At 66.3% G+C, this 25,841-nt stretch carries 25 protein-coding genes and 1 pseudogene; 12 read left to right on the top strand and 14 right to left on the bottom strand.

Annotated features, from left to right (window positions below; genetic code table 11):
- The 3 genes from OG716_RS14255 to OG716_RS14245 all read right to left on the bottom strand — a co-directional run bounded on the left by OG716_RS14255 (nucleotide 1) and on the right by OG716_RS14245 (nucleotide 2,122).
- Nucleotides 1-1,017, bottom strand: coding sequence for an alpha/beta hydrolase (locus OG716_RS14255; RefSeq protein ID WP_405138105.1), 1,017 nt, complete (start codon nucleotides 1,015-1,017; stop codon nucleotides 1-3).
- A gap of 116 nt (nucleotides 1,018-1,133) precedes the next feature.
- Nucleotides 1,134-1,397: a GlsB/YeaQ/YmgE family stress response membrane protein gene (locus OG716_RS14250; RefSeq protein ID WP_355127386.1), complete on the bottom strand. Its 264-nt coding sequence runs from the start codon at nucleotides 1,395-1,397 to the stop codon at nucleotides 1,134-1,136.
- Between the two features lie 140 nt (nucleotides 1,398-1,537).
- Nucleotides 1,538-2,122 carry a TetR/AcrR family transcriptional regulator gene (locus OG716_RS14245; protein WP_405138104.1) on the bottom strand — a complete coding sequence of 195 codons (585 nt, stop codon included), beginning with the start codon at nucleotides 2,120-2,122 and terminating at the stop codon, nucleotides 1,538-1,540.
- Between the two features lie 44 nt (nucleotides 2,123-2,166).
- Here OG716_RS14245 and OG716_RS14240 point away from each other — a divergent pair, with 44 nt between their 5' ends.
- On the top strand, nucleotides 2,167-3,024 hold the full coding sequence (locus tag OG716_RS14240; protein ID WP_405138103.1) for a phytanoyl-CoA dioxygenase family protein: 858 nt from the start codon (nucleotides 2,167-2,169) through the stop codon (nucleotides 3,022-3,024).
- Nucleotides 3,025-3,033: 9 nt separating this feature from the next.
- Here OG716_RS14240 and OG716_RS14235 read toward each other — a convergent pair whose 3' ends face one another.
- Nucleotides 3,034-3,852, bottom strand: a complete 819-nt coding sequence (locus OG716_RS14235) for an alpha/beta fold hydrolase (protein WP_405138102.1) — start codon at nucleotides 3,850-3,852, stop codon at nucleotides 3,034-3,036.
- 146 nt (nucleotides 3,853-3,998) lie between these two features.
- Here OG716_RS14235 and OG716_RS14230 point away from each other — a divergent pair, with 146 nt between their 5' ends.
- A complete protein-coding gene (locus OG716_RS14230; RefSeq protein WP_405138101.1) occupies nucleotides 3,999-4,730 on the top strand; it encodes an SDR family oxidoreductase in 732 nt (243 codons plus the stop codon).
- Nucleotides 4,731-4,882: 152 nt separating this feature from the next.
- Nucleotides 4,883-5,197: a DMT family transporter gene (locus OG716_RS14225; RefSeq protein ID WP_405138100.1), complete on the top strand. Its 315-nt coding sequence runs from the start codon at nucleotides 4,883-4,885 to the stop codon at nucleotides 5,195-5,197.
- 102 nt (nucleotides 5,198-5,299) lie between these two features.
- Here OG716_RS14225 and OG716_RS14220 read toward each other — a convergent pair whose 3' ends face one another.
- On the bottom strand, nucleotides 5,300-5,482 hold the full coding sequence (locus tag OG716_RS14220; protein WP_355127380.1) for a hypothetical protein: 183 nt from the start codon (nucleotides 5,480-5,482) through the stop codon (nucleotides 5,300-5,302).
- A gap of 348 nt (nucleotides 5,483-5,830) precedes the next feature.
- Here OG716_RS14220 and OG716_RS14215 point away from each other — a divergent pair, with 348 nt between their 5' ends.
- Entirely contained in the window at nucleotides 5,831-7,168 is a 1,338-nt protein-coding gene (locus OG716_RS14215; RefSeq protein ID WP_405138099.1) for a magnesium transporter MgtE N-terminal domain-containing protein, read from the top strand.
- A gap of 203 nt (nucleotides 7,169-7,371) precedes the next feature.
- Complete coding sequence (locus tag OG716_RS14210; RefSeq protein WP_405138098.1) at nucleotides 7,372-9,012, top strand: NRAMP family divalent metal transporter; 1,641 nt, start codon at nucleotides 7,372-7,374, stop codon at nucleotides 9,010-9,012.
- Between the two features lie 3 nt (nucleotides 9,013-9,015).
- Here OG716_RS14210 and OG716_RS14205 read toward each other — a convergent pair whose 3' ends face one another.
- Genes OG716_RS14205 through OG716_RS14190 form a run of 4 tightly spaced genes read right to left on the bottom strand, consistent with a single transcriptional unit; the run spans nucleotide 9,016 to nucleotide 12,610 of the window.
- Nucleotides 9,016-9,222, bottom strand: coding sequence for a hypothetical protein (locus OG716_RS14205; protein WP_405138097.1), 207 nt, complete (start codon nucleotides 9,220-9,222; stop codon nucleotides 9,016-9,018).
- A 54-nt stretch (nucleotides 9,223-9,276) separates the two neighbouring features.
- Nucleotides 9,277-10,377 (bottom strand): TerD family protein, encoded by a 1,101-nt coding sequence (locus OG716_RS14200; protein ID WP_405138096.1) that lies wholly within the window; start codon nucleotides 10,375-10,377, stop codon nucleotides 9,277-9,279.
- Nucleotides 10,378-10,414: 37 nt separating this feature from the next.
- Nucleotides 10,415-11,374 (bottom strand): NAD(P)H-dependent flavin oxidoreductase, encoded by a 960-nt coding sequence (locus OG716_RS14195; RefSeq protein ID WP_405138095.1) that lies wholly within the window; start codon nucleotides 11,372-11,374, stop codon nucleotides 10,415-10,417.
- Between the two features lie 42 nt (nucleotides 11,375-11,416).
- Complete coding sequence (locus tag OG716_RS14190) at nucleotides 11,417-12,610, bottom strand: PucR family transcriptional regulator (protein ID WP_405138094.1); 1,194 nt, start codon at nucleotides 12,608-12,610, stop codon at nucleotides 11,417-11,419.
- A gap of 130 nt (nucleotides 12,611-12,740) precedes the next feature.
- On the opposite strand from OG716_RS14190, the gene OG716_RS14185 reads away from it, so the two are divergent.
- Together OG716_RS14185 and OG716_RS14180 are read left to right on the top strand one after the other, a co-directional pair.
- Nucleotides 12,741-13,580 (top strand): alpha/beta fold hydrolase, encoded by an 840-nt coding sequence (locus OG716_RS14185; RefSeq protein ID WP_405138093.1) that lies wholly within the window; start codon nucleotides 12,741-12,743, stop codon nucleotides 13,578-13,580.
- Between the two features lie 120 nt (nucleotides 13,581-13,700).
- Nucleotides 13,701-13,967: a hypothetical protein gene (locus OG716_RS14180; protein WP_405138092.1), complete on the top strand. Its 267-nt coding sequence runs from the start codon at nucleotides 13,701-13,703 to the stop codon at nucleotides 13,965-13,967.
- Nucleotides 13,968-14,071: 104 nt separating this feature from the next.
- Here the strand turns inward: OG716_RS14180 and OG716_RS14175 are convergent, their stop codons facing one another.
- Nucleotides 14,072-14,449 carry a hypothetical protein gene (locus OG716_RS14175; protein ID WP_405138091.1) on the bottom strand — a complete coding sequence of 126 codons (378 nt, stop codon included), beginning with the start codon at nucleotides 14,447-14,449 and terminating at the stop codon, nucleotides 14,072-14,074.
- 95 nt (nucleotides 14,450-14,544) lie between these two features.
- On the opposite strand from OG716_RS14175, the gene OG716_RS14170 reads away from it, so the two are divergent.
- The gene (locus OG716_RS14170) at nucleotides 14,545-15,087 is read left to right on the top strand and encodes a YaeQ family protein (RefSeq protein ID WP_405138090.1); all 543 of its coding nucleotides are present in this window, start codon (nucleotides 14,545-14,547) and stop codon (nucleotides 15,085-15,087) included.
- A gap of 68 nt (nucleotides 15,088-15,155) precedes the next feature.
- Here the strand turns inward: OG716_RS14170 and OG716_RS14165 are convergent, their stop codons facing one another.
- Nucleotides 15,156-15,551 (bottom strand): nuclear transport factor 2 family protein, encoded by a 396-nt coding sequence (locus tag OG716_RS14165; RefSeq protein WP_405138089.1) that lies wholly within the window; start codon nucleotides 15,549-15,551, stop codon nucleotides 15,156-15,158.
- 29 nt (nucleotides 15,552-15,580) lie between these two features.
- Nucleotides 15,581-17,170, bottom strand: coding sequence for an HD domain-containing phosphohydrolase (locus OG716_RS14160; protein ID WP_405138088.1), 1,590 nt, complete (start codon nucleotides 17,168-17,170; stop codon nucleotides 15,581-15,583).
- Nucleotides 17,171-17,299: 129 nt separating this feature from the next.
- On the opposite strand from OG716_RS14160, the gene OG716_RS14155 reads away from it, so the two are divergent.
- From OG716_RS14155 to OG716_RS14145, 3 genes are all read left to right on the top strand, one after another.
- On the top strand, nucleotides 17,300-17,725 hold the full coding sequence (locus OG716_RS14155) for a hypothetical protein (RefSeq protein WP_405138087.1): 426 nt from the start codon (nucleotides 17,300-17,302) through the stop codon (nucleotides 17,723-17,725).
- 169 nt (nucleotides 17,726-17,894) lie between these two features.
- Entirely contained in the window at nucleotides 17,895-19,139 is a 1,245-nt protein-coding gene (gene thrS, locus OG716_RS14150) for a threonine--tRNA ligase (protein WP_405138086.1), read from the top strand.
- Between the two features lie 191 nt (nucleotides 19,140-19,330).
- Nucleotides 19,331-20,488 carry an alpha/beta hydrolase gene (locus OG716_RS14145; protein ID WP_405138085.1) on the top strand — a complete coding sequence of 386 codons (1,158 nt, stop codon included), beginning with the start codon at nucleotides 19,331-19,333 and terminating at the stop codon, nucleotides 20,486-20,488.
- Nucleotides 20,489-20,573: 85 nt separating this feature from the next.
- On the opposite strand, the gene OG716_RS14140 is transcribed toward OG716_RS14145, so the two are convergent.
- Both OG716_RS14140 and OG716_RS14135 read right to left on the bottom strand, forming a co-directional pair.
- Entirely contained in the window at nucleotides 20,574-23,609 is a 3,036-nt protein-coding gene (locus tag OG716_RS14140) for an arabinosyltransferase domain-containing protein (protein WP_405139685.1), read from the bottom strand.
- A 375-nt stretch (nucleotides 23,610-23,984) separates the two neighbouring features.
- Nucleotides 23,985-24,281 (bottom strand): annotated as a pseudogene (locus tag OG716_RS14135) (hypothetical protein); the annotation flags it as partial.
- 538 nt (nucleotides 24,282-24,819) lie between these two features.
- Here OG716_RS14135 and OG716_RS14130 point away from each other — a divergent pair.
- Complete coding sequence (locus tag OG716_RS14130; protein ID WP_405138084.1) at nucleotides 24,820-25,329, top strand: hypothetical protein; 510 nt, start codon at nucleotides 24,820-24,822, stop codon at nucleotides 25,327-25,329.
- Nucleotides 25,330-25,841 lie beyond the last annotated feature (512 nt).

The following is a 25,841-nucleotide window of genomic DNA, read 5'->3' as shown; positions in this document are numbered from 1 at the left end:
TCAGCCCACTCTTTCCGTGGCGGTATTGCTGGAATTCAGTGCGGCACCGAGGAATTCGGCGACGCGCGCCAATGCCTGATCGGCCTCCGGTACGAGCAGGGGGAGTGCCTGGAAGACGTGCACCTGGCCGGGCCAGACCTCCAGCTCGCACGTGCCGCCGGCGGCACGGACCATATCGCGAAGGTGTCGTGCGTCGGCGCTGAGCATTTCGGCGCCACCGACCTGAACCAGCATGGGCGGCAGAGTGATTCCCTTCGGCAACCGCAGGTGCAAGCGCGGGGAATCGGCGGGTAGGTCCCGGGTGTAGGCGTGTGGGAGCCGGGCGGCGATGCGGGCGGAGATGACCGGATCTCGGCGCCGCCGTTCCTGTTCGGCGGCCAGGCCGAAGGTGAGGTCGATCAGCGGGGAGAACAGCGCCACCCCCGCCGGCTGCGGCCGGGAATGGCGTTCGTTCTCGATCAGCAGATCGAGCGCCAGATGCCCGCCCGCCGAATCACCGGCGATGACCAGGTCTTCCGCGGCGATGCCCTGCTCGAGCAGCCAGCGATATCCGGCCTCGACATCATCGGCGGCGGCGGGAAAGCGATGCTCGGGGGCGAGGCGGTAGTCGGTCAGGAACACCGGCAGCCCGGTCTTCCTCGACAGCTGGGAGGCCAGCCCCCGGTGCGTGCGCGCCGAGCACAGCACATAGCCACTGCCGTGGATGTAGTAGATGGCGCGGGTGGCATTCGGGCCGGGGCGCGGCACGATCCGGGAATCGACACCGGGCGCGCACACCCATTCGCCGCGTACCGGGCCCGACCTGACCGGAACGACGGTCGTGCCTGGCACCGGTGGACCCGCCGTGGCCATGATCGTCGCGATGAGCTTGCGTGCGAACCACACTCCCGGTGCGTTCAGCGGTACCGCATTATTGAGCGGCCGCAGCCCGATCCCGCATGCCGTGGCTGCGAGCCGGGATCGGGCGGAGGCTACCGCCGGAACGCCGGGGACCGAGGTCCTCGTTGACCTTGTCATGCCTTTAGAGTCACCGATGAATGTGCCAGTTGTCAATGGCACAGTTAGAAGTGGTGCTCGACTGCGGCAAAAAACGCCCCGGCCGAGTGTCGGCCGGGGCGTGTCGGGCGCGAGCGCTACCGGCGGCCGCCCACGCGGTTGTAGACGAACAGCAGCACCACCGCACCGGCGAGGCAGGTGAAGAAGCTGAACCAGAGACCGGCGTCGCGGACGTCGACGCCGAAGATCTTCAGCAGGAACCCGCCGACCAGACCGCCGACGACACCGACCACAATATTGAGCACGATGCCCTGCTGGGCGTCGGTTTTCATGATCTTGCTCGCGATCCAGCCCGCGAGCCCGCCGATAATGATCCACCCGATAATGCCGAGACCGAGCATGGCGTTCTCCTGTCTATCAACGGCTGACCTATCGCCTCAGCTTCACACACAATTCGAATAATCCGTTGTATCGGCAGGGTCGATTCGCGTGGTTTTCGAATACCTGTGTGGGGACTTTTCGGTTTTGTGATCACTCGCTGTCACAGGCGGCCGGCGCCGACCGCGGCGGCGATGAAGCGCCACAGTCCCTCGGTGGCCTCGTCGACCGACGGGCGGGGGTGGCGGCGCAGTTGTTCGGCGATGCCGTGGCGCAGTGCGCCCATCACGCAGGCGCCGGCGAGATCCGGATCGATGGCGGGATCCAATTCGCCGGACTGCTGGCCGGTGCGGATATTGCGGCCCGCCGATTCGATAATGCGCGCGAGTGCGGCGGCCTCCAATTCGGCGACCTCGGGTTCGGTGCTGATCGGTCCGAGCAGGAGTTCCGAGAGGGGGTCGGCGAAATGGTAGGCCACGAAATTGCGGGTGCGGGCGCGTTCACGTGCGCCCCAGCCGGCCGAATCGGCGATTGTCTCGTCGGCAATGGCGGCAACCAGTCCGGCATGGAATTCCTCGTAGATCGCCACCAGCAGACCGGCTTTGGAGCCGAAATGGTGATACAGCGCGCCGGTGCTCAGCCCGGAGCGGCGTTTGAGCGCATTGAGATCGACGGTGCCGCTGCCCGCCACCAATTCCGCGCGCGCGGCGTCGAGCAGTTGTTGACGTCCGAGGGGAGCCCGTGCCATGCTGCGGAGCATAACAGAACTCAGTTATGTTTCGGAGGTGCGCCGTGGGCGCTGAGGTGTCATCCGTAACCGATCTTTCCGGCGATCTCGCCGGAACCTATCGCCGAACCGAAAGCAGCGGCAGCACAGTCGATCCCGCCGCAGTGGACGCGGATCTGGCCGCGGTACTACGTGACGGCTACGTCATCCTGCCGGATCTGCTCACCCCGCAGGAGCTGCGGGATATTCGAGACAGCACGGCGGAACTGCTGAATCTCCAGGGCCGCAACAATTTCGAAGGGCATGCCACACAACGCATCTACAGTGTGCTGAACAAGACCCGCAGCTGCGATCGGATCGCCTCGCATCCACGGGTGCTCGCGCTGCTCGACCGGCTGCTCATGCCGAACTACCTGCTGTCCATGCTGCAGGTCATCAATATCCTGCCCGGGGAATCGGCGCAGATGCTGCATACCGATGACGGCTTCTATCCGCTCCCGCGCCCCCGGGCCGCGCTCAGCGCCGCAACCATCTGGGCCATAGACGATTTCACCGCCGAGAACGGCGCGACCGATATCGTGCTCGGCAGTCACGAGTGGGGTGACATCCTCCCCGGCGATTCCGCCGAACGTCAGCCCGTCATCATGAGCGCGGGATCCTGCGTCTTCTTCGTCGGCACACTGTGGCACGGCGGCGGTGCGAACCGCACCGATGCCGCGCGGCTCGCCGTCACCGCGCAGTACTGCGAGCCCTGGCTGCGCCCGCAGGAGGCCTTCACCCTCTCCACCCCGCACGATATCGTCCGCACCGTGGACGAGGACATTCGCCGCATGCTCGGCTACAGCATCCATCCGCCGTTTATCGGACAAGTCGACGGCATGCACCCCAAGCGCCTGCTGGACAACGATCCCGAAGGCGCGTGAGGGTGCCGGTCAGAGCTTCGGTGCGGCGGTGAGGAAGTCGATGACCACGCGATTGACTTCCTCCGGACGCTCCAGATAGCCGTAGTGCCCGCACTTTTCGATCTCCACATAGCGGGCGCGGGGGATGGCCGCGGCGACCTCACGGCCGAAGGCCGGTGGCAGCATGCGGTCGTCGGCGAACCCGACGACCAAGGTGGGCACGGTGATTCGGGCATACTCGGCGAGCCGGTCGCGGGAGCGATCCATACCCAGCTGCGCCCGGACACCCGGCGACGGGGCGGTGCCCGCGCCGTATTCGAGAATGTCGAGCCATTCCTGGGCGCGGTTCGGATCGTGCAGGGTGTGTGGCGAGAAGTTCAAGATCGCCTTGATCGCCGCGGAGTACTCCGCGGGCAGTTTGATGCCCTGATCCTGCAGCGCCTGCTCACCGCGATTGAGCATCTGCGACACCGGATGCGGGCGGCCGGTGGTGGCCAGCAGGACGGCCTTGCCGACCAGTTCCGGTCGCGCGAGCGAAAGCTCCTGCGCCACTCGGGCACCCATCGAGGTGCCGACGAGGTGGGCCGGCCCGCCACCGAGATGTTCGATGAGCGCGGCGGTATCGGAGACAAGATCCTCGATGCGGATGCCCGCGGCGGATTCGTCCGAGGGCGCGATACCGCGGTTGTCCATGGTGGCGACGCGGAAACCGGCCTTCACCAAGGCCGGAACCTGATAGGTCCGCCAGACGCGCCCGGGACTCCCGGTGCCCATGATCAGCAAGACCAGCGGGCCGGTACCGGTCACTTCGTAGCTGAGCCGGATTCCATTGAGAGTGGCGATAGGCAAGTTCGGGTCTTCCTTCAGTGGGCTGCGGTGCGGCCGCTGACTGTATCGCGAACGCCGTGCCCGAATCCCGCCGGACACCGGATGATCGTGTCCGTTGAATGGTCTTCATGAGCGAAACCGGAACGCAGAGAAGGAAAACAGCCCTGGTGACCGGGGCGAGCCGCGGCATCGGCCGGGCCGTCGCCGAGCGCCTGGCCCGCGAAGGTGTGCTCGTGGCAGTGCATTTCGGCCGGGACGAGGCAGCGGCGAAAGAAGTGGTCGCGGGCATCGAGTCGGAGGGCGGCAGCGGGTTCGCGGTCGGTGGTGATCTGGGCTCCGTGGACTTCGCGGCACTACTGGACGAGGTGGACGAAGGCTTCCTCGGCCTCGGTGCGCCCGCCGGCCTCGACATCCTGATCAACAATGCGGGCATCACCGTGATGAAGGGTGTCGATGCCATGACACCCGCCGAATTCGACACCCTGTTCGCCACCAATGTCCGCGCCCCGTTCTTCCTGGTGCAGGGCATTCTGGACCGGCTGCGCGAGGGCGGTCGCGTGGTCAATCTGTCCTCGGCCGTCACCCGGATCGCGATCCCGGACATCCTGGCCTACACCATGACCAAGGGCGCGATCGACACCTTCACCCGTGTGCTCGCCCAGGCCCTCGGCTCGCGCGGCATCACCGTCAATGCCGTAGCCCCCGGCTACGTCCTCACCGATATGAACGCCTGGCTCATCGACAACCCGGACGGACAGCGCGAGGCCGCCGCCAATGTCGCACTCGGCCGTGTCGGCCGCCCCGCGGATATCGCCGATATCGTCGCCTTCCTGGTCAGCGACGACGCCCGCTGGATCACCGGCCAGACCCTCGATGCCAGCGGCGGCACCGCCCTCTAGCAGGGGTTATGGGCGGATGGTGAGGAGAATCCCCACCCGGGCGCGGGGTGATTGGGTATGGTCGATGGCGAGTCGCGGTCTGCGACCCACTGGACGATCGGAACCGTACCCAGGCAGCGCAAAGACGGTATTTCCTGAAAGGAATAGCTGTCATGGCCTGGTTGGTTCTCGCGATTTCCGGTGTGCTCGAAGCGGTTTGGGCCACAGCGCTCGGTAAATCCGAAGGGCTCACGAAACTCGCACCGAGTGCCCTGTTCGCCGGCGCGCTGATGCTGTCCATGGGCGGGCTGGCCTACGCGATGCGGACGCTGCCCATCGGCACCTCGTATGCGGTGTGGGTGGGCATCGGCGCCGTGCTGACGGTGGGCTACTCGATGGCCACGGGCGCCGAGAGCGCCTCCGCGCTGAAGATGGTGTTGCTGGTGATGATCGTCGGCGGCGTGGTCGGGCTGAAACTGGCGCACTGATCGCGAGGTTCACACGATCTGCACCGCGAAGGTTCCCTCACCGACGCCGAATTCGCCGCGGAGAACGCGCGTCTGCTCGGGAACTGACTGTGTCCGCTCGTGCTACCCGGCCAGCACGCGATGCCGGATGGTCTCGATCAGGCCGTCGATCGCCGCGAGTGAGGATCCTTCGTCCGCGCAGACGACACCGGGGTACTGCGAGGAGCGCGCGACGAATGCCGCGTCCGGCGGGGACCATTGGACTTGGAATGCGGAGAGCTGTATCTGGCGTTCGATTTCGTCCATTGTGGCCTCGGTTGAAGAGCGACTTTGCTGGTTGACCATTGCCTATTATCAAGTTCTGACCGGCCGGTTCGAATTCCCTTACGGAACTTTGACGGCCTGATCCGTTTCCTTTACGACCCAACATCTTTGTGCCACCCCGGGCGCCTGAACAACCCATAGCGCGCCTGAACAACCCACAGCGTGTGCGGGTGGCCGGATTCCGGTCACCGCCACATTGCCCTCCGGCCTCGATGTGCGGCGTTCGGGTCCCGGTCGCGTTATGTTCAGGCTCAGATCAACTGGAAGTGCTGGTCGTGGTGCATGGTGTGCAACGACCGGCCGGTATCCGGCCACCGACCAGGAGTGCACATGACTGAGTTCACGCCCGCACCCTCCGAAGCGGCGGTGGCGACGATTCATCTGTCGCAACTGCTGAAGTCACCGGTGATCTCCGAGTCCGGGGAGTCCATCGGCCGCGTCGAGGATCTGATCGTCCGGCTGCCCGGTGGCGATGCCTATCCGCCGGTATCCGGAGTTGTGGTCGGAGTGGGCGGGCGGCACGTGTTCGTCTCGGCCGACCATATCTCGGAGTTCACGGCGGATCGAATCACCTTGACGCGCAATAAGGTCAACCTCACCGGGTTCGAACGCCGCGAGGGTGAGGTGCTGCTGCGCGCCGATATTCTCGGCCACCGGCTCATCGATGTGGCCGCGGCCGAATTGGTCCGGGCCTACGACGTCGAAGTGGACGACACCGGCTCCGGCTGGGTGCTGGCGCGGCTCGACACCCGCCGTCCCGCCCGGTTTTTCGGCCTGCTCAAGACCTCGTCGGGGCATGCCTCGCGGGATTGGAAGGCGTTCGAACCGCTCATCGGGCACAGCCAGTCCATGACGGTGCGGGTCAGCGGGCGGGTGCGCGGTCTGAAACCGGCCCAGCTCGCCGATCTGCTCGAGGACGCCGATAAGCGCGAGCAGGGCGAGATTCTGGATCGGGTGCACAGTGATCCGGAGCTGGAGGCCGATGTCTTCGAGGAATTGGATCCGGACAAGGCCAGCCGGCTGCTCAATGACAAGAGCGATGCCGATGTCGCCGCACTGCTCGGCCGAATGCGCGCCGACGATGCGGCCGATGCGGTCGTGGATCTGCGGCAGTCCCGGCGCCGGCGCGTACTGGATCTGATGCCCGCCGGACAGCGGACCAAGGTCATTACGCTGATGGGCTTCAACCCCGCCAGCGCGGGTGGCCTCATGAATGTGGACATCGTGTCCTGTGGGACCGATGCGACTGCGGCACAGGCGGTCTCGATCATCGCGTCGGCGGTGACGCTGCAGCCGGAGGCGCTGCTGAAGATGCACGTACTCGCCGAATCCGGGCGGCTGGTCGGTGTGATCTCACTTGTCGCGCTGCTGCAGGCACCGCCCGGAAGCCTGGTCGCCGACCTCATGGATTCCGATCCGGTGCGGGTCGGACCGGAGGCCGATCTCACCGATGTCGCGCTGCTCATGGCCGACTACAATCTCTACACCATTCCGGTTGTCGACCAGGACGATCATGTCCTGGGTGTGGTGACCGTCGACGATATTCTCGAGGCGACCATTCCCGAGGACTGGCGCCGACGCGAGCCCGCGCCCCGCCCGGCCCGGGAATCGGGACCGCTCACGGCGGAGAACGCCGGCAGCGGGACCGGCGGTCCCTCACGATCATGAGCAGCAATGACGAAAGACTCTCTGCCACAACCGGAAACGCCGGTCCACCCGGCGCCCAGCCGGTCGCACCGGCCGCAACCGGACCGGTGGCGGCACCAGAATCAGTGTCGGCAGCAGCAGCTGAATCCGCGCCGGTAGCGGAGCCGGCTGCCGCACCGCCCGCATCTGATGCCAATGCTTCGGTCGCGCCTGCGACCACTGCGGTGGTCACATCCGAGGCACCCGCCCCGCCCCGGCAGTCGGCTGTGCTCGATACCGCGCATCTGGGTGATATCGAGGGCGCGTTCGGCAAGATCAAACTTTCCGACGAGCGCTCGCGTGATATGCGCACCCGCATGCTGACCATGCTGGCGATTGTCGGCCCGGGCCTGATCGTCATGGTCGGTGACAATGACGCCGGTGGTGTCGCTACTTATGCGCAGGCCGGGCAGAACTACGGTTACAGTCTGCTCTGGGTGCTGCTGCTGTTGATTCCGGTGCTGATCGTCAACCAGGAGATGGTGGTTCGGCTCGGTGCGGTCACCGGTGTCGGGCACGCACGCCTGATCAATGAGCGCTTCGGCCGCGGCTGGGGCTGGTTCTCGGTCGGCGACCTGTTCATTCTGAACTTCCTGACCATTGTCACCGAATTCATCGGCGTCTCACTGGCCGCGGACTACATCGGCATCTCGAAATACATTGTGGTGCCCACCGCCGCGGTGGCGCTCATCGTGATCATGGCCAGCGGCAGCTTCCGGCGCTGGGAGCGAGCCATGTTCGCCTTCATCGCGATTACGCTGCTGCAGATTCCGATGCTGCTGCTCTCGCATCCCGATTGGAACCGCGCCGCACACGATTTGGTGGTGCCGGGCGTTTCGGGCGGGTTCACCTCGGATGCGGTGCTGCTGGTCATCGCCATTGTGGGCACCACCGTGGCACCGTGGCAGCTGTTCTTCCAGCAGTCCAATATCGTCGACAAGCGCATCACCCCACGTTTCATCGGCTACGAGCGCGCCGACACCACACTGGGCGCCTTCGTCGTGGTGATCGGTGCGGCGGCGGTGCTGATGACGGCCGACTATGCCGCTCGCGCAACCGATTCCGTCGGCAAGTTCATCGATGCCGGCGATATCGCGCACCTGCTCGGCGAGGTGGACGGGAAACTGGGATCGATCTTCGCGATCGTGCTGCTGGACGCGTCCATTATCGGCGCGGCGGCGGTCACCCTGGCGACCAGTTACGCCTTCGGTGATGTGTTCGGCATCAAGCACTCGCTGCATCGAGGGTTCAAGGACGCCAAGCAGTTCTACGTCTCCTATATCGCGATGGTCGCCCTCGCCGCGGGCATTGTGCTGATCCCGGGCGCACCGCTGGGCCTGATCACCACCGCCGTGCAGGCGCTGGCCGGACTGCTGCTGCCCAGTGCGAGCGTCTTCCTGCTGCTGCTCTGCAATGACCCACAGGTGCTGGGGCCGTGGGTGAATCGTGCCTGGCTCAATATCGTCGCGGTCGTCATCGTGGCGGTCCTGCTGCTGCTGTCGGGCATTCTCATGCTGACCACGCTGTTCCCGGATATCGATGTGATCGCCACCGCGGAGTATCTGGCGGTCGCCATGGTCGTGCTCGCTGTTGTTTCCCTGGGTGCGCTGAAGTGGCAGCGCCGCCGGTCGCCGCTGCCGCCGGCACCCGTGGCGCCGGTGATCAGCGCGACCGAGAAGGATAGTTGGCGCATGCCGCCGCTGGCGCTGCTGGAACCGGTGACCTGGTCTGCCGGAACAAAACTCGGCATGCTCGCCCTGCGCGGCTACCTCGTGGTGGGCGCAGTCCTGTTGCTGGTGAAGGCAGTTCAGCTCGGTCGCGGATAATCCTCACGCCTGCGGGCGGCGGGAGCGGCGCAATTGGGAGCGACGGCTCGGGCCGACGCCGCGATGCAGGCTCGGGCGCAGCAGTGCGATCACCACCGCCAGCACGATCAGCAGGACGATCGCCGTGCCGACCCAGACCTCGGTGGCGCTGTACGCCGGGACGCCGTCGGCCCCGAGCGTTGCGATCGCTTCGATACGGAATGAGATCACGAGACCAACGATATCGGCCGGTGCGGGCCGTGGCCCGTAAAGATTCCGCGCTGATCAGAGGAACGGGACGACCTGGGTGACGGCTTCGATGGGGTGACCGGCCTGGATAGGCTGGCCCAGGGACTGGATCTTCCAGACGCCGTCCTGCCGGTGCACCTTGGCCACCACCATGCCGGTGTGCGGCCCGCCCGCGCTGAGATTGGCGCGGGTGAGCTCGGCACTGCTGCTGCCGTCGATGAGCCGCCAGAAGGCATTGCGGACCCGTTCGAAGGTGTGCCCGGCGTAGGAGGTGATCACGAAGACGATCGCGGTCGCGCGCATGGGCAGGCGGGTGAGGTCGACGGTGATGACCTCGTTGTCACCCTTGCCCTCACCGGTGAGATTGTCACCGGAGTGCCGAATCGCACCGTCGCGGGTGGACAGCTGGCCGTAGAAAGCGGCGTCGATGAGATCGTTGCCGGCGAAGACCAGCGCCGAGGCATCGAGGTCGATCTCCGCCGGGCGCGATCCCCAGCGGCTCTGCACATGGACCGGATCCCAGCCCAGCGCCAGCTTCACATTCGCCAATTCCTTGCCGCCGTGTGTACGCAGCGCGACATCCTGGCCGGGCTGCAAAACCGCGGACCAGGCGGGCTCCGCGGACTGGGCGGGTTGGGAGGTACTGCCGATCGATACGGCGTGCGCGGCCACCAGCGCGGCGAACCCACTGGCATAACCATGCCCGACGGCCCGGGTCTGCCAGCCGTCACCCGTGCGATCGAGATCGAGCGCCACGAGCGTCGACTCGGGGCCGAGGCCCTCGATGACGTACTCGTACAACGGGTTTGCCTGCGCGTCCGCGATGGTGAGATGCGGCGGCGGATAATCGTTGAAGTGCGCATTGCGGTCATCGAGCGCCAGCACGATGCGAATGAACCCGATATCGGCCGGAATCTCGCGCAGATTGATCGCGAGCGAGGTCTGGCCCGGAATCAGGCGCACCCCGGGGCCGGCGGGCTGGTTGTAGAAGACGAGGTCCTCGTCACTGCGCACCCGCCCCCGGGCAGTCAGTAGGAGTGCCGCCAAATCGACGCGGGCACTGTGGAATACGGTAACGACGAGTTCGGCGAGACCGAGCTCGCCGGCCTGGCCCTGGGTCAAGAGTGCGGCCGCCACACCTGTCACTCTACGGTGGTTTCGGCCCAGTTCGCCGTCATCCGGTGGTTACGCGAGTCAGCGCGCGTTCGGCCTCGATCGTGAGTCGCTTGACCAGTTCCGCGGCCGAGGGCGCATCGGTGACCAGATCTACGGACTGACCTGCCCATATGGGCGCGACCAGGCCGTTTCCGTGCGGGGCGCCGGTGCGATAGGCCCGCTGGGCGTCGAGGTTGTGCACCAATTCGTCCTCGCGGCCGCGCCAGCGATCGACATCCTCGGTGCGCACGGTTCGGGCCGAATATTGCGGCGGCCAATCCGCGCCGCGCAGGATATCGGTGATCCGGCTGCGCTCGGTATCGCCGCCGCCGGCATCGATCAGCGCCTTGACGACCTCGGCGGGGACGCGCGCTTCGAGACTGGCCTGGAATCGGGTTCCGATGAGCGCCCCCGCTGCTCCGAGCGCCAGGGCGGCCGCGACCCCGCGACCGTCGGCGATACCGCCCGCTGCCAGGACCGGTGTGCTCTCGGCGAGGTCGACGACGGTCGGCACGAACGACATCGTTGACCAGCCCACCCGGCCGTGGCCGCCCGCCTCGCCGCCCTGCGCGATCAGCAGGTCGACGCCCAGATCAAGTGCGTGCCTCGCCTCGTCGAGATCGGTGACCTGCACCAGTACCGGGATGCCCGCTCTGCGTACCCGCTGTACGAACGGAGCCGGATCGCCGAAGGAGAACATGACCGCGGCGGGGCGATGCTCCAGAACCTTTTCGATGGTGCTGATATCCACCGCCCACGCGAGAAACCCGATGCCCCAGGGCTTATCGGTCGATTCGGCGACGAGCCGCAGGTCCTGGCCCAGCCAGTCGTGATCGCCGCGGCCGCCGCCGACCATGCCCAGCCCGCCGCCATTGGATACCGCCGCCGCCAGTGCGCCGCCGGCCGCACCGCCCATGGGTGCGAGCGCGATCGGACTCTCGATTCCGAAGGTCTCGGTGAACCTCGTGGTCAACGACATAGCCCCCAGTGTCGGCACACGATTTCGGCGGGGTCAAGGAATTCAAGGGATGTTTGTGATTTCCAATAGCGCGAGTGCTTGCAGCGCCGTGCCGAATTCGGTGACGGTCGCCGGGTCGCTCAGGGAGCGCTGGGTCAGTTCTTCCACGCGGCGCAGGCGGTAGCGAACGGTATTGGCGTGCAGATACATCCGGGTCGCGGTAGCGGCGGCGGATCCGCCTGCGGCATACCAGTTCTCGAGGGTTTCCAGGAGCCGCCGCCGCTCTTCGAACGGGAGCCGCAACAGCGGACCGAGTTGCACGCGCGCCATGCGCTCGGCCTCGACCGGTGCGGCGGCGATCAGCATGGCCAGGGGATTGTCGTCGAAACGGGCGACGCCGGTACGTCCGCGCAGGCCTGTCAGGGCCAGGCGTGCGAAGTGCAGCGCCTGCGGGGTCTCGGGCAGCGATTCGTACGGCGGGCTGATACCGACGCGGGTCCGATATTTGCGCAAGGTTTTCAGGACCGCCGCCTCGCTGTCGGCGGGCACGGCCAGCACTCCGATCTGCTGATCGGGCAGCAGCCGCCACGCGGAGGTGATCCGGTGCGCGCGCAGGGCGGATTCGATGCCGGGCAGGGCTTCTCGGCCGGGCGCGGGGACATCCGCGGCGGCAACCAGGAAGCGGGCGCTGACCGGCAGTCCGAGAACGCGGGTCGCCTCGCCCAGCGTGGTCGGATCGGCGATCACACCGGTGAACAGCGCCTCGACCAGAACCGATCGCTCGTGCTCGCGCTGCAGCAGGAGCTCCGAGGACTTCTCCCGGTACGACGTGGCCACCGCCACCGAGTACTCGCCCGCGAGCGCCCACACCTCGGCGGCCAGCGAAACCAGCACCGCATCACTCACCCCGGGATGGCGGCGGGCCTCGGAAACCATTTCGGACCAGAGGAATTCGAAGCCGAGCCGGAAGGCGTGCAGGGTTTCGGCCAGCGGCACGCCCTGCTGGGCGCGCAGCCGACCGGTCTCCTTCGGCGGCTCCGGATCGACCGGCGCCGTAGAGGTGAAGTGCTCGATCATCAGGGTCAGGTTCCGGGTGCACGAGGTGCGGATCGACGCGAACGGGACCTGCCCCTCATTGCGATAGGACTCCAGTTCCTGCTGGAAACGATGGGCCAGCGCCAGCCCGAGAGCGTCGATGCGGTCGAGCAGTGCGGCGGCCAGCTCGATGACTGCCTCCGATGGCTTGCTTCGCTGCATCGGACCAGGTTACTGCGGGTGTGATTGTCGCCGAGAACAATCGGCCACCGGTGCTGTTGTCCGTGCATCCATGGGCCGGGGCCCGTTGCGGTGCGACGATCGTCCGCACAGGGACTCACAGGAGCGGGCAGTGTTCACCTTCACCAGTAGCGACGGCGTCGATATCCACGTGCGGGCATGGCTCCCGGACATCGAGCCGGTCGGCATCGTCCAGATCGCGCACGGGATGGGGGAGTACGCCGCACGCTACGGCCATCTCGCCGAACGCCTTGCGGCCCTGGGTTATGCGGTCTACGCAGGCGATCATCGCGGCCACGGGCACAGCATGGCCGGCGCCCCGGGGGAGCTGGGTGCGAACGGCTGGAACCTGCTGGTCGAAGACCTGGTCACCCTCACCGGTCTGCTGCGCGGCAAACACCCCGGGGTGCCGCTGGTGCTCTTCGGCCACAGCCTCGGTTCGTTCGCTGTCCAGCAGTACATTCTCGACCATTCCGCGCTGGTCGATGATGTCGTATTGTGCGGCACCACAGCGGTGGACGAGCTCTTCGTGAATATCGCGGCGGCCGAGGGTGATCTGCTCGGGCTGTTCAATGCGGCGTTCCAGCCCACCCGTACCACCGCGGACTGGCTCAGCCGCGACGAATCCCAGGTGGATGCCTATATCGCGCATCCGTGGTGTGGGTTCGACATCGATGCGGCGAATATGGCGCTGCTGGCGGCGGTGGCGTCCGAGCGTCTGTCGGCCCCTGCCACCGTGCCGAGTGATCTGCCGCTCTACATCATGGTCGGGGACCGTGATCCGCTCAATGACGGTCTGCGCCTGAGCGATCTGCTGGTCGAGCGCTATCGCCGGGCCGGCCTGACCGACCTCACCTACCGCGTGTACGCCGGAGCCCGGCACGAGATTCTCAATGAGATCAATAGGGACGAGGTTGAATCCGATCTGATCGCCTGGATAGCTCGCGGTTAGCCCGGCGGGGAGCGGTGACGACTCGCGCGGTCGCGGCGCGCGGAGGCCGGTTTGGCCCGGTCGCGGGCCGGGCACCCCCGAGGGGTTGGGGAGCACGGCTATCCGAAGGAGATCCCCTCGATGAGTCACCAAGCCAACTTTCCGGAGACCAGCACTCGACCCGGAGAGTCCCTTCTGGATTCTGTTCACTGTTCCGGTCTCGTACTTCTGCTGTGCGGCATCATCATTCTCGGATCGAGCCTGACCGCGGCCACCGACGGCTTCGACGGCTGGACGATCACCTGGTCGCTGATCAGCGCGCTGTGCCTATTGGCAGGCGCTGCAGTCATTTTGATCGAGCATCAGCACGCCCGCGCCGACGGTTCGGTGCATTCCATGCAGAAATAGCGATTGTCGGAAGAAATGATCGAGCCCCGCGGATGGCATGGGCTACATGCCAACCACGGGGCTCTGTTTCAGCCGTTACGGCTGTCGTGGCCGGTGCCGGTGGGTCAGGAGATGATCATCAGGGGCTGGGTTTCGGTTGCGGGGCACGCGGATTCGACTACGGCGGTCAGCCGGATGCGGGAGTCTCCGACGGTGCCGGTGAATGCGCGCCGCCCGCCGGCGGCCTCCCGGTCCGTGGTGGCATCCACCATCTGCAAAGCCATGGCCCACTTCATCAGTTGGGCGTTCGCCTCGATTTCCGGTATATCGGGATGAATTGTGCCGCAGAATTCGGCGGCTCCGGTCGCGTGTGAGGCGAACCGGCCGCAGCAATCCCACATCCATGTCACGTGCGGTAGCGGTACTCCCGCGGCTGCGGCCGCATAGGAGTTCACCGTCTGCGAAAGATTCTCGATCGCAGCCATCGTCAGCGATTCGGTCACAGCCGAAAGGTTGCCACCTGCGGGAACAGCTAGCCCGCAACTCCTTTGAGTGCGCGTGTCGGCGCGCGCGGCGGGGTTAACTAAGCTGCTGCTCCATGGCCCTGAGCGCAACATTGCACACCTTCGCCGTCCAACTGGCCGACGTCGATCGCGGCGTCTACGTAGATTTGGATTTGCGGGTCGCGCGCCACCCGTCCGAGACCGCCGAATACATGCTGACTCGGGTACTGGCCTACTGCCTCGAATACGAGGAGGGAATTGCCTTCAGCGAAGGCGGCATTTCCGCGACCAAGGAACCGGCGGTAGTCGTGCGGGACCTCACCACGAGAGTCACCGCCTGGATCGAGGTCGGGGCGCCGGATGTGGACCGCGTGCACCGCGGCAGCAAACTGGCCGGGCGGGTGGCCATCTACACCCACCACGATCCGGCCAAGGTGCTCTCGCAGCTTCCTGCGAAACGAATCCACCAGGGGACGGAGATACCCCTCTACAGCTTCGACCCCGGCTTCATCGAGTCCGCGGTTCCCGCCATCCAGCGCCGCAACAATGTCACCCTGTCCATCACCGAGCGCCTGCTCTACCTGGACATCAACGGCACCGCCGTGCAGACCCAGATCGAACGACACTCGCTCCGGTAGCAGGCCGGTGCGACCGACGACAGTGCCGTCGCCGGCCGCGAACAGTTCGAATTCGAGACAGCCCGCTGTCACGGCATCGACTCGGGATTCCAGCCCGAGCACAGTAGGTCGAGGGAATCGATGCGGTCGCTGGCGGTCGCGAATACATGCTGCTCGGCCACCCGTGCCGCGCCGTCGGCATCGCACATGCGAATTCGCCAGCGCAGGTAGAGCTTTGCTCCGAGTCGGCCGGCGGAGGCATCCAGGACTTCGAAGCTGTCGCCGCCGCCGAACCATTGGCGGAAGCGGGCTTCGGTCGCATCGGCGCCCTCGGCGTCGAAGGGACCGGGCGGTATCAGACCGCGGAAGTGGACATCCGGGGCGAGACAGGCCGATAGTGCGCTGAAGTCGCGGTTGGCGAGTGCTTCGAGGAACAGTCCGGAGACGGGCCAGCCGGTTTCGGTGGTGGGGTCTGTTGTAGTCATACGCTCTTTCTACGAGCGTCGGGCCACGGTTACATCGGGTGATCACCCGATCTTTCGGCGGGGTCCGTCCCGGTGGTGATCAATCCATGGCGCATGGCGAACATGGCGGCGGCGCCCCGGGTCGTGACGCCGATTTTGGTATAGATGTGTTCGATATGACTGCCGACGGTGCGCGGGGTGATCGAAAGTTGTTGCGCGATCACTTTGTTGGAGCGTGCCCGGACCATCAGGCACAGGACCTCCACTTCGCGCGCGGTGAGTCCGGCGACCTGCACGGTGCGGCGTGGCACCGGCTGATCGGCGGCGATGAGCACCGCGCGCACCGCGTCCGCGTCGAGCCGACCGGCGGCGACCTCCTCGTTGAGCAGCGCGGTACCCGCATCCGGGGTCAGTGCGCCGCGATGCGGGCGGTCTTCGCGCACGGCCTGATAGGTCTGGGCGGCAGCCAGCACCCGCGCGGCGAATGGTATTGCGGCGCCGGACAATCCGCGCGGATAGCCGGATCCGTTCATGCGCTCGTGGCACATACCGGCGATCGTACCGAGCTGTCGTAGTGGAAGGCTCCGGGAAAGTACCCGCTCGGTCAGATAGGGGACCATCCGCACGCGTTCCCACTCCGTGGCAGACAACCCGCCCGTCTTGTTCCAGATACCGGTGGAAACGCCGATAACGCCGAGCCTGCACACCAGAGCTGCTCGTACGATGTCGGTCACCTCGGCCGGCGACATTCCGCGGAGGCGGGCGGCCGTTCCGGCGAGAGCGGCGGTAGCGCGTGAATGTCCCTGGAAACACGGTGCTTTCAGGTCGGCGTAGTCGCCGAAGGTTTCCAGGATCGCAGTCAGTTCGGCGTCCGGTATCGACCGGTCCAGTGGCGCGCAGCCCTCGATGACAACGCGCCAGGTGTCGACCGTATCCATACCGTCGAGGATGTCGTCGTGCTGTGCGCAGAGCTCTACCAGTGCCGGGTCGAATTCGGAGCCGCTACGATCTCGGAGCATCCCGATAGCGGCGTCCGGCCCGCCGATACGGCAGAAGACCTCGGCATCGTCCGCGATCTGGACCACTCGCATGACCGACGCGATCTGTAGGCCGGACAGCCCATTCGGTACCCCTCTGCCGTCCCATCGTTCGAAGGCCTGCGGCAGCGCGATCCGTACCGAGTCGGGCAATCGCAGCCGATCGGCAATATCGGCCGTGGTCTGGCAGTGGGTGATGAAGGAATTCGCCGCATCCCGGAAGCCTCCGGCCAGGAAACGGCCCGCCATGGTGATTCGCCGCATCGCGGACAGGTCGGGGCCGAGGTGGCGGAGTAGGAAGCTCAGCATGGGCGGCCCCGCCTTGTCGACCAGATAGCTGTCCGCCCTGACCTGGAGATCGTCGCCGAACCATGCGGCCATTTCATGGGAATCGGCGACGCAGCCCACCCAGGCGAGCAGCGAGACGTAGAAGGCGGCGGCCTGATCCTGCTCGGAGAGCCCTGCGGCCGCGGCCAGCCGGGTGGCTATCACGGTTTGGCGCAGCACATGCTCTTCCGGCTGGCCCAGTCCGAGATCGGTCGCCAGCGACAGGGACGCGACGAGTTCTGCCAGCCGCGGTCCGGGGGACACTCGCTCCACCATTGTGGTGAGCATATCGCCGGTACGCGGGAGCCGTGGCAAGGTTTGGTAGCGGACTTGTTGCCGATTCCGATAGGCGAGTCGTCCGGCTTCCGAACACGGCGTCATACGACAATGCAGGGAGATGCATTCATGGGTTTTGCTCGTACGTTCGCTATCTGTGCGACAGGGTTCGCCGCATTCGGATTGGCTGCCGCCGGTGCCGCTGCCGCCGATCCGGTCGCAATTCCTTTCCAGATCAATCCGGCGCCTTTCGGGAATCCGAACGGCAGTTTCGATGCCTTCCCCGGCCGCTGCGCCGCCGTGGTCGGTACACAGCCCGGAGTTGTTGTCATTACCGGTTCGATGCCCGGTGGCTGGGGATGTCCGATCTCCTCATCGGTGAGTTGGATCAACCTTTCCAACGGTGCGACGGGAGGTGCGGTGCTCTCCGACGGGTTGAACGGTATTCCGGCGGCGGCGACGTTGCAGACGGGCGTCGGCCAGGTCGCGCTTATTCTCAATACCGCGAGTGGCGGCACCACCACGCCGGGGTTGGCCACGTTCTACGTGCCGTAGTGCTGTCGTGCCGGGCGCCGAAATGTATTGCGGTTGTTCGGCGCCGGGCAGGCGAGGTACGGTGCTGAATATGCAGCGCGCACAGTCGACTACGACGCCGGACCACATCCCGGCGCGCTGATTCATGTTCTGACATCGAGCCCCGGGCGAGTGCCCGGGGCTTTCTCGTGTGGTCACTCGCCTGCAGTTTCAGGAGGAGACCATGCACGACCACCGCAAACTCGGCCGCGAGCTGGGCCTGTTCGACACCGATCCACTGATCGGAGCGGGCCTGCCGTACTGGCTGCCCGATGGGGCCATCGTGCGGCACGCCCTGGAGGAGTACATCCGCGATGCGGAACGGCGGGCCGGGTATCGGCACGTGTATTCGCCGGTGCTCGGCAAGCGGGCGCTGTACGAGATGTCCGGGCACTGGCAGCATTACAGCGACGATATGTATCCGCCCATGGCGGTCGGCGGGGAGCAGTTGGTGCTGCGGCCGAGCCTGTGCCCGCATCATGCGCTGATCTATCGATCGCGCTCGCACAGCTATCGCGAACTGCCGCTGCGGATTGCGGAGCTGGGCGGCATGTATCGCTCCGAAATGTCCGGTGCGCTGGGCGGTTTGACCCGGGTGTGCGCTATTCAGCTCAATGACGCGCACATCTTCTGCACCCTGGAGCAGGTTGCCGAGGAGGCGGTGGGGGCGCTGGAGCTGATCGGCTCGGCGTATCGCGCGCTGGGCATCAGCGCGGCTCGGTACCGGCTGTCGCTGCCTGGTCCGGAGGGGAAATATGTTGCCGGACAGGATATGTGGGAGCAGGCGAGCAAGCTGCTCGTCGCGGCGCTCGACGGGGCCGGGCTGGAGTACGAGGCGGTGGCGGGGGAGGCGGCGTTCTACGGCCCCAAGATCGATGTGCAGGTGTGCGACAGCGCCGGGCGGGAATCGACCCTGTCCACCGTGCAGGTGGACTTCTACCAGCCGCAGCAGTTCGACCTGCACTATGTCGGCGCGGACGGGGCGAAGCACCGGCCGGTTATGGTGCACCGCAGCATTATCGGCAGTGTCGAGCGGGCCGTGGCGCACGTGATAGAGCAGCACGGCGGTGCGTTTCCGGCCTGGCTGGCCCCGGTGCAGGTGGCGGTGCTGCCCGTCTCCGAGAGCGAGAGTTCGGCTGCCGCACAGTTTCTGGACCGCTGCACCGCCGCCGGGTTGCGTGCGCAGGTCCTGGATTCCGGCAGTCTCGGTGCGCGGGTGCGTGCTGGGCGGCTGGTGCCGTATCAGGTGATCATCGGGCCGATCGAAGCGGCGAACGGGGAGGTCGCGATGCGGCTGCGGGACGGGCGCCGGCTCGCCGCGCAACCCGCCGACGTGGTGGTCTCGCACGTCGGCGCGTTGGTGAACGATCACAGCGCTGACCTGTGGGCGGCCTGAGGCGTGCCGGTGTTGTGGCGAGTCGAACCGGCTGCGTCGCATCTCAATTCGATGGGACCGGCCCGTGTTGCGCGCGTTATGCTGCACGGCGAAACCGCCTGGCTCCGGTAGCCCGGGGCGGCGGTGGAACATCGTGGGGACGCGGCCGGTACGGCCGTATGACAGAAAGGCCGAAACAATATATGCGAGGCATGGCTGTGCGAGGGGCGCAGGGGCGCCGCCACAGATCCCGGGGTGGATGGCTCGAGCGCACCGTGGCGGGTGCCGTTGTGGCTGTATTGCTGCCGTTCGGGGCGTCGGTGGCAGTGGCAGGTCCGGCGTCGGCGGAGTATGACCCGTCCGGATTCGACTTCATGGTCGACTCCAGTATGGGGACGATCAAATCCCGGATTTTCCGTGCGGCCGATGGCAATACCGACCGCGTGGTTTACCTGCTCGACGGTGAGCGGGCGCAGAACGATCTGAACGGCTGGGAGCTGCACACCGGCATTCCGGCGGCCCTGGCCAAGTTCAATATCAATGTGGTGCTGCCGGTCGGCGGCGAATCCAGCTTCTACGCCGACTGGAATCAGCCGAGCAATTTCTTCGGCGTCAATCCCGATGCGTCGGCGCTGCCGGGGCGGGACTCCGGATCGGCCGTGGGCGGCTGGGACGAGACGCAGGGCAAGACGAATACCTACCAGTGGGAAACGTTCCTCACCCACGATCTGCGTAATGCGCTGCGGGATCGGCTGGGCTTCAGCGATAGCCGCAATGGCGTGTTCGGGCTGTCCAGCGGTGGCAGTGCCGCGTTGGTGCTGGCCGCCTACCACGCTGACCAGTTCGTCTATGCCGGTTCACTTTCCGGCTATCTGCACTCGTCGGCGCCCGGTATGCGTCAGGCCTTGGGGCTGGCCATGATCGCGGCCGGTGGCTACAACATCGACGCCATGGCGCCGGCGGACAGCCCGGCCTGGGATCGGCTGGACGCGGTGTCGTTCGCGCCGCTGCTGATCGCCAACAACACGCGGCTGTACATCGCCTCGGGTAGTGCGATTCCGGCGCAGCAGGATCTGTCCTCGGCGGATGCGGTCATCCAGGGCATGCCGCTGGAGGGCATCGCGCTGGCCAATACCAAGGCATTCCAGTCGCGGCTACAGGAGCTGGGCTACGACAATGTGACCTACGACTTCCCGAGCATCGGCGTGCACAACTGGGGTAACTGGGAACAGGTGGCCAACCGGCTACTGCCCGATATCGCGCAGCACATCGGTAAGCCGCTGCCGGCCGGTGCGCAGCCGGCGCCCCCGGCCGACGGTCCTCCGGGTGGCGGTCAGCCGCCGGCCGGTGGCGCTCCGCCCGCGAAATAGTCTGTTCTGCACAGAGATCCGCCGCTGTCCGATAGTCGTGCAGCGGCGGATCTGTTCAGTGTCAGCGAACTAGCATGTCAGGGCGCTAGTTGGTCTTGATGGGTGCGTCATTGGTCCAGCCCCAGCGGTTTTCGACCCGCACCGTGATATCGGCCTGGGGCGCCCGGGCATTCGAGACGAACTGATAGCGCTGCAGTTCACCCCAGTCGCGGGTCCAGTCGTGATCGAGATAGGCCGGGACGGTGCGCGGCTGCAGCAGTAGGTCGATCCAGCCGAGCGGCCCGCCGCCGGTATCGTCCTGCCAGGTCTCGGAGACCTGCGAATTGAGCTTGTCGGGCAGAATGCGCCAGCCGGGCACCTCCGCGATACCGTCCTTGTGATCGAAGGGGTGCTGGCACGGGAAGGCCAGGCCCACATGGAAATCCGCCAGTACCGGATCGGTGCGGCCGACCACGGAATTGAGGGTGGCCAGGCGGGGGAGCCGTGGCGGGGTGACGGCCAGCCACTGCTTTCCGGTGGGATCGTCGGCCCTGGCCACCAGGCGAATCGCATTGGTCTGCTCGGGAATTCGATCGAGTGCGATCGGCAGATTCCGCCACATCGGGGCGCCGCCGATACTCGGGGGAACAAGATCGCCCAGGGGCTTGACGGTGCCGTCGTCGGCGCGGTGCGCGAACTCGACCTGCAACTGCTGACCGTCGACCGCTCGGCCGCTGTCGTCGACCGAGGCGATCTGACCGGCGACGGTCAGAATCAGCACCTGGTAGGCCGAGTCCTTGTGTGCGGCGGCGAGATCCAGCTGGTACCACTGGGTGGTCAGGTGGGCCGGTTGCTTGTCGCCGGTGGTGTAGCTTCCCAGTACCGGTGTGCGGGCCGGATCCAGGCCGAATGGCAATTCGGTGGTACTGCCATTGATTCCGGTCACCCTGTGGGTATTGCCGCCGGGGCCACCTGGACCGCCGGGCGGGGGACCGGGCTTCTTGCCGCCGGGTCCGCCGCTGCCGCTGGGCGGGCCTCCCGGACCCGCGTCCGGGATGAGTTCGCCCAGTCCGTTGGCGGTGAATCCGGCATTGTCCGCGGCGAGGCTGTCGGCGGTGGTGCCGGTGTAGGGATGCAGTAGTGAGTCCGCGGTATTCGTCTCCACCAGAACGTCATCGGCCATGGCACAGGAGTGACCCGCGAGGGTGTGGAGGTTCGACAGCGCGACCGAATAGCCCGGGTACTGGTCGTAGGCGGCGTGCGCCATCGAGGCCACCTCGAACAGCACCAACGCGGCAGCGGCGACCGTCAGTGGACGGATCGTGAATCGACTGAAACGCGTTGTGCTGCTGTTCCTTGTGGCGGCAGGCGCGTACGGCTCACGGTAGTACTGCCAACCGGCCACCGCGACACACAGCACCGCCAGACAGAGGAACAGCGTGGCGATTCCCATACCGCCCAGCAGTGGTGCGCGATCCGGCCAGGACACACCGTAGCCGGAGACGTACCACCAGCCGTTCGAGCCGGTGAAGGTGACAGCGAGCAGGAACAGCACGGCTGCCGCGAACAGCGAGCGTGTGTAGCGGGCACGAATCACGGTGCTGCTCACCGCGACTGTTGTTATCGCCGCCAGCGCGGCAGCCAGTCCCGCGTACACACCGAAGTGGTGGGTCCACTTGGTGGGGGTGAACATCATCAGAAGCAGGGACATGAACACGATGCCGAGCACCCGCGCGACCGGTCCGCGTGCGGTGCTCGGGATCCGGCCGCCCTTGCCGCGGGCTACCAGGACGCATACCGCCGAGCACAGCAGCATGCCGAGAATGCCGAAGCGCCGGGACAGCGAGCCGTCGGGGGTCAGTGACAGCAGTGACTCCCACCGGGTGGGCTCATCGATCCAGGAGAAATCGGGGCCGACGAGCTGGCGCACACGGGTGGCTTCCAATACGGATGCCAGGGTCTGATCCGCGAAGACCACCACCAGGACGAGTGTGCCGGCCGCCAGGACCGGTCCGAGCAAAGCGCTGTAGCGCAGGAGCATTCGTGTCGACCGGCCGGAATCGGTGCGGGCGCGGGCGATGAATGTCTGAAGTATCGGCCGTGATCCGGCGAGCAGGGCGGCCACGCAGATCAGTCCGCTCGGTCCGGCCGCCAGTGAGAATGCCGCGACAAGTACGGCGACGGCGGCGGGGAGCAGTCGCCTGGTGGCGATCGCGCGCTCAATCGAGCACCAGGTGAGCAGTGCGCCCAGTGCGATGAGCGGTTCGGGACGCAGGCCGTTGTTGTACGGGAGCCAGACGGCCAGGAAAACCAGCCCGGCCGTCCACCGCGCCCCGGTGTTCGCGCGTACTCGGGAACCCAAGCGTGGCAGCACTTCCCGGCTGATCACCAACCAGCACAGCAGCCCCGCCAGCATCGAGGGCAAGCGCATCCAGAGGCTCGCGTCGCTGATCCGCGTCATCTGCGCGAGCACCTCGTACGGCCAGCCGAACGGAGCCTCCGCGACCCCGAACCAGCGGTAGTAGTTGGCCGTATAGCCCGCATGCTTGGACACCCGGGCCATGGTGAGGATGTAGCCGTCATCGGAAGTATTGGCGCCGATCACATGCCACAGCAGCAGGGCGCCCATCACGACCGCGTCGGCGACGGTGAACCGCCACCAGCGCGCGGGAAGGAACCGGCGCTTACGGCGTCCGTCGGAAGTGTCGACGAGGTAGAGGCAGACCAGCGCGACGAGGGTGAACAGCACCGCTCCGGCGATTGCCGCACGCTTCAGCAGGCTTGGGCTGGAGGAGAATCGGGAATCGATATCGGCATGCAGCTTCGCATCCCCGAGCCGGGTGCGATCGAGATCGGTGTAGATCCCGACAACCTGCGGCCGCACATCCTTGTCGACCGTAGTGCGGAAAGGTGTGCCGTCCTTATGATTCAGGCCGGTCAGCTCCGCAGTGGTGGCAGTGGCGGTCGAATGCACCTCGAGCGCCGAGCAGAGCGGAGCCGGCGCATTCTCCTGATTGGCAACGGGCGCAGAGCCATTCCCCAGCGCGGTATTCGCGCCGGAGCCTCCGTTGCCGCCGGGCGGGGTACCGATGGCCGGCGGCGTGGCGCCTGCGGATTGCGGAGCGCCTGCTGGTGGGTTCACTCCAGCGGGCGGGTTCGCCCCCGCGGGTGGAGCTGCGCTAGCGGGTGGGGTTGCGCCTGCAGGTGGAGCTGCGCCAGCGGGTGGGGTTGCCCCTGCCGGAGGCGTGACTCCCGCAGGTGGGGTCGCTCCAGGAGGCGGAGCCATGCCCGGCGGAGGAGTCATTCCGGGGGGTGGGGTAGCGCCTGGAGGCGGAGTTCCGCCCGGCGGGGGATAGGGAGCGCCCGCGGGTGGCAGTGGGGCGCCTGAGGGCGGGGTCGCGCCGGATGATGCGCCGGAGCCGATTCCATTCGCCGGAGCCCCGCCGCCCGGCGCCGGAGCGGTCCCCGCCGGCGGTGGCGTCGCGCCGCCGGATGCGGCATCCACGCCGGTGATATCGCTCAGTGAGGCGGTCAACAGCGGGATATCGCGCAGCAGCACCGACAAGGTCCGACCCGAACCTGCCTTGTCCTCGATCCGAGCCAGCAGCCCCTTTGCGCTCGCCTCGGGCCCCTGCCCCGGAACCGTCGCCAGCACAGTGCCGCTGGGCAAATCCCGCAACGCCGTACAGGGCACACTCAAATCGACGGTCAGCGGCACATAATCCACCAGCGCCGCAGTGACCTGAACCGACTGCCCCTGCGGCCAATCCAGGCTCGCTCGATCCTGCCTGACCGGAAGTAGCGGTGTCAGCACCGCCAGCAAAATACCGAGCACCCCCGAAATGAGAGCGACCAGCTGAACTCGGACGAATCCGGAAGAGTCTGCACGCACAATCGACGATGCTAACCACCGCACCAGCGAAACCCCCTGTCACATAATCGGAATCGAGCGCACCCCGTAGCCCCGCCGCCCGCGTACCGACCCTGCCTGTTTGCACCGCCCCAGGTCGAAACCCCGCCGAACGCGGCAGAACCCCCCAAACGTGCGCTCAACGATCTCGCGCAGATACTAAGCGCCCGCACAGCCCATGGCTACGTGTTTAATGCTGCACTGGCACCGACACTGGCACCGACACTGGCACCGACACTGGCACCGGCACCGGCACCGCCCGGCCGCGCCGGTGCGGCCAGCGATGCACTGAAGGTATCCGGGTGGCGATGTATCGAGGCCGGTAGGGTCATTTGTGAACACGGAATGTTGCATTCCGAAAGCTCAACGCCACCAATAGATCTTGCTGTAGCGTCCTCGCCAGAACGGGTCGATCGGGCCCGGCTCGCCTTGGGGAGTGTGTATGAAACTCACGAAGTACATTGCGGCCCTTGCTATGTCGGCCGCCGCGATCGTATCCATGAACACCGGACAGGCCGGCGCCGACGCGATCGGTTCGGTGCTCAATACGAATCAGGTACTGGCCCAAGGGGATTACTTGACGACAATAGCCCAGGACAGTCCAGCCTTCGCCATCCTGCAAGGCGACGGCAACTTCTGCGTCTATCGCGGAACCGGGCCGAGTAACAATCTGGGCGGCGTCTGGTGTTCCAGTACCTCCGGTCACTCACAGGTTTTTGCCACCATGCAGGGCGACGGAAACTTCGTCATCTACAAAGGCACCGGCCCCGGCAACAATCAGGGCTACCTCTGGGGCACCGGCGCCCATAGCGGGGCCTCCGGTTTCTACCTCGAACTCAACGGTTCCGGCTTCGGGCACTCGAACCCGAATCTCCAGGTAGTCGGATTCCCCTCCAGCGGCAGGAACACCTGCTACTGGTCCAGCGACGGCAATTGCAACCTGGGCGGTTAGCACCGCAACGGCACCCGCGGATCAGTCGAGTGCGTGATCTCGGCGGAGGTAGTGCAACAACCTGGCTCGGTGCTGGCGGCGTCGTCAGCACCGAGCCAGCAGCCCTCAGCGGCGTTCGGCGGCAAGTCCGTGGAGTGAGAACGGCCGCGACGAGCGCCCGGCGACTACACGAGCCCACGCCCATGACGCGAAGATCAGCCCCTAATGACCGGCCCCGACAACAAGCGCCCCGATCCACACTTCCCGTCCTCCGTCCTCGGTCCTCCGCTTTTAGTTTTCGTCTCGAGAACGGGACCACAGCTGGTCGACCCGGCTGGAACCGCAGGTGCTCGTCCTAACCGCGGGAGGTCAACCGGGTACGGCTCCCTACGTGCCCAGCACGGCCATCTCGGGCTTTGCCCGCACCCTCTGCCGGCCAACCCTGCCCGAGAGGCAGGCAACCCAGGTGCACCGACGGTTTCGGCATAGAACCATCGGCCACCATGGACGGAACGGCGGGTCTCTCAGCGGCA

This window comes from Nocardia sp. NBC_01388, assembly GCF_045040085.1.
Lineage (GTDB): Bacteria > Actinomycetota > Actinomycetes > Mycobacteriales > Mycobacteriaceae > Nocardia.
Note: the sequence above shows the minus strand (reverse complement) of the source record. Positions and strands in the feature narration are given on the sequence as shown.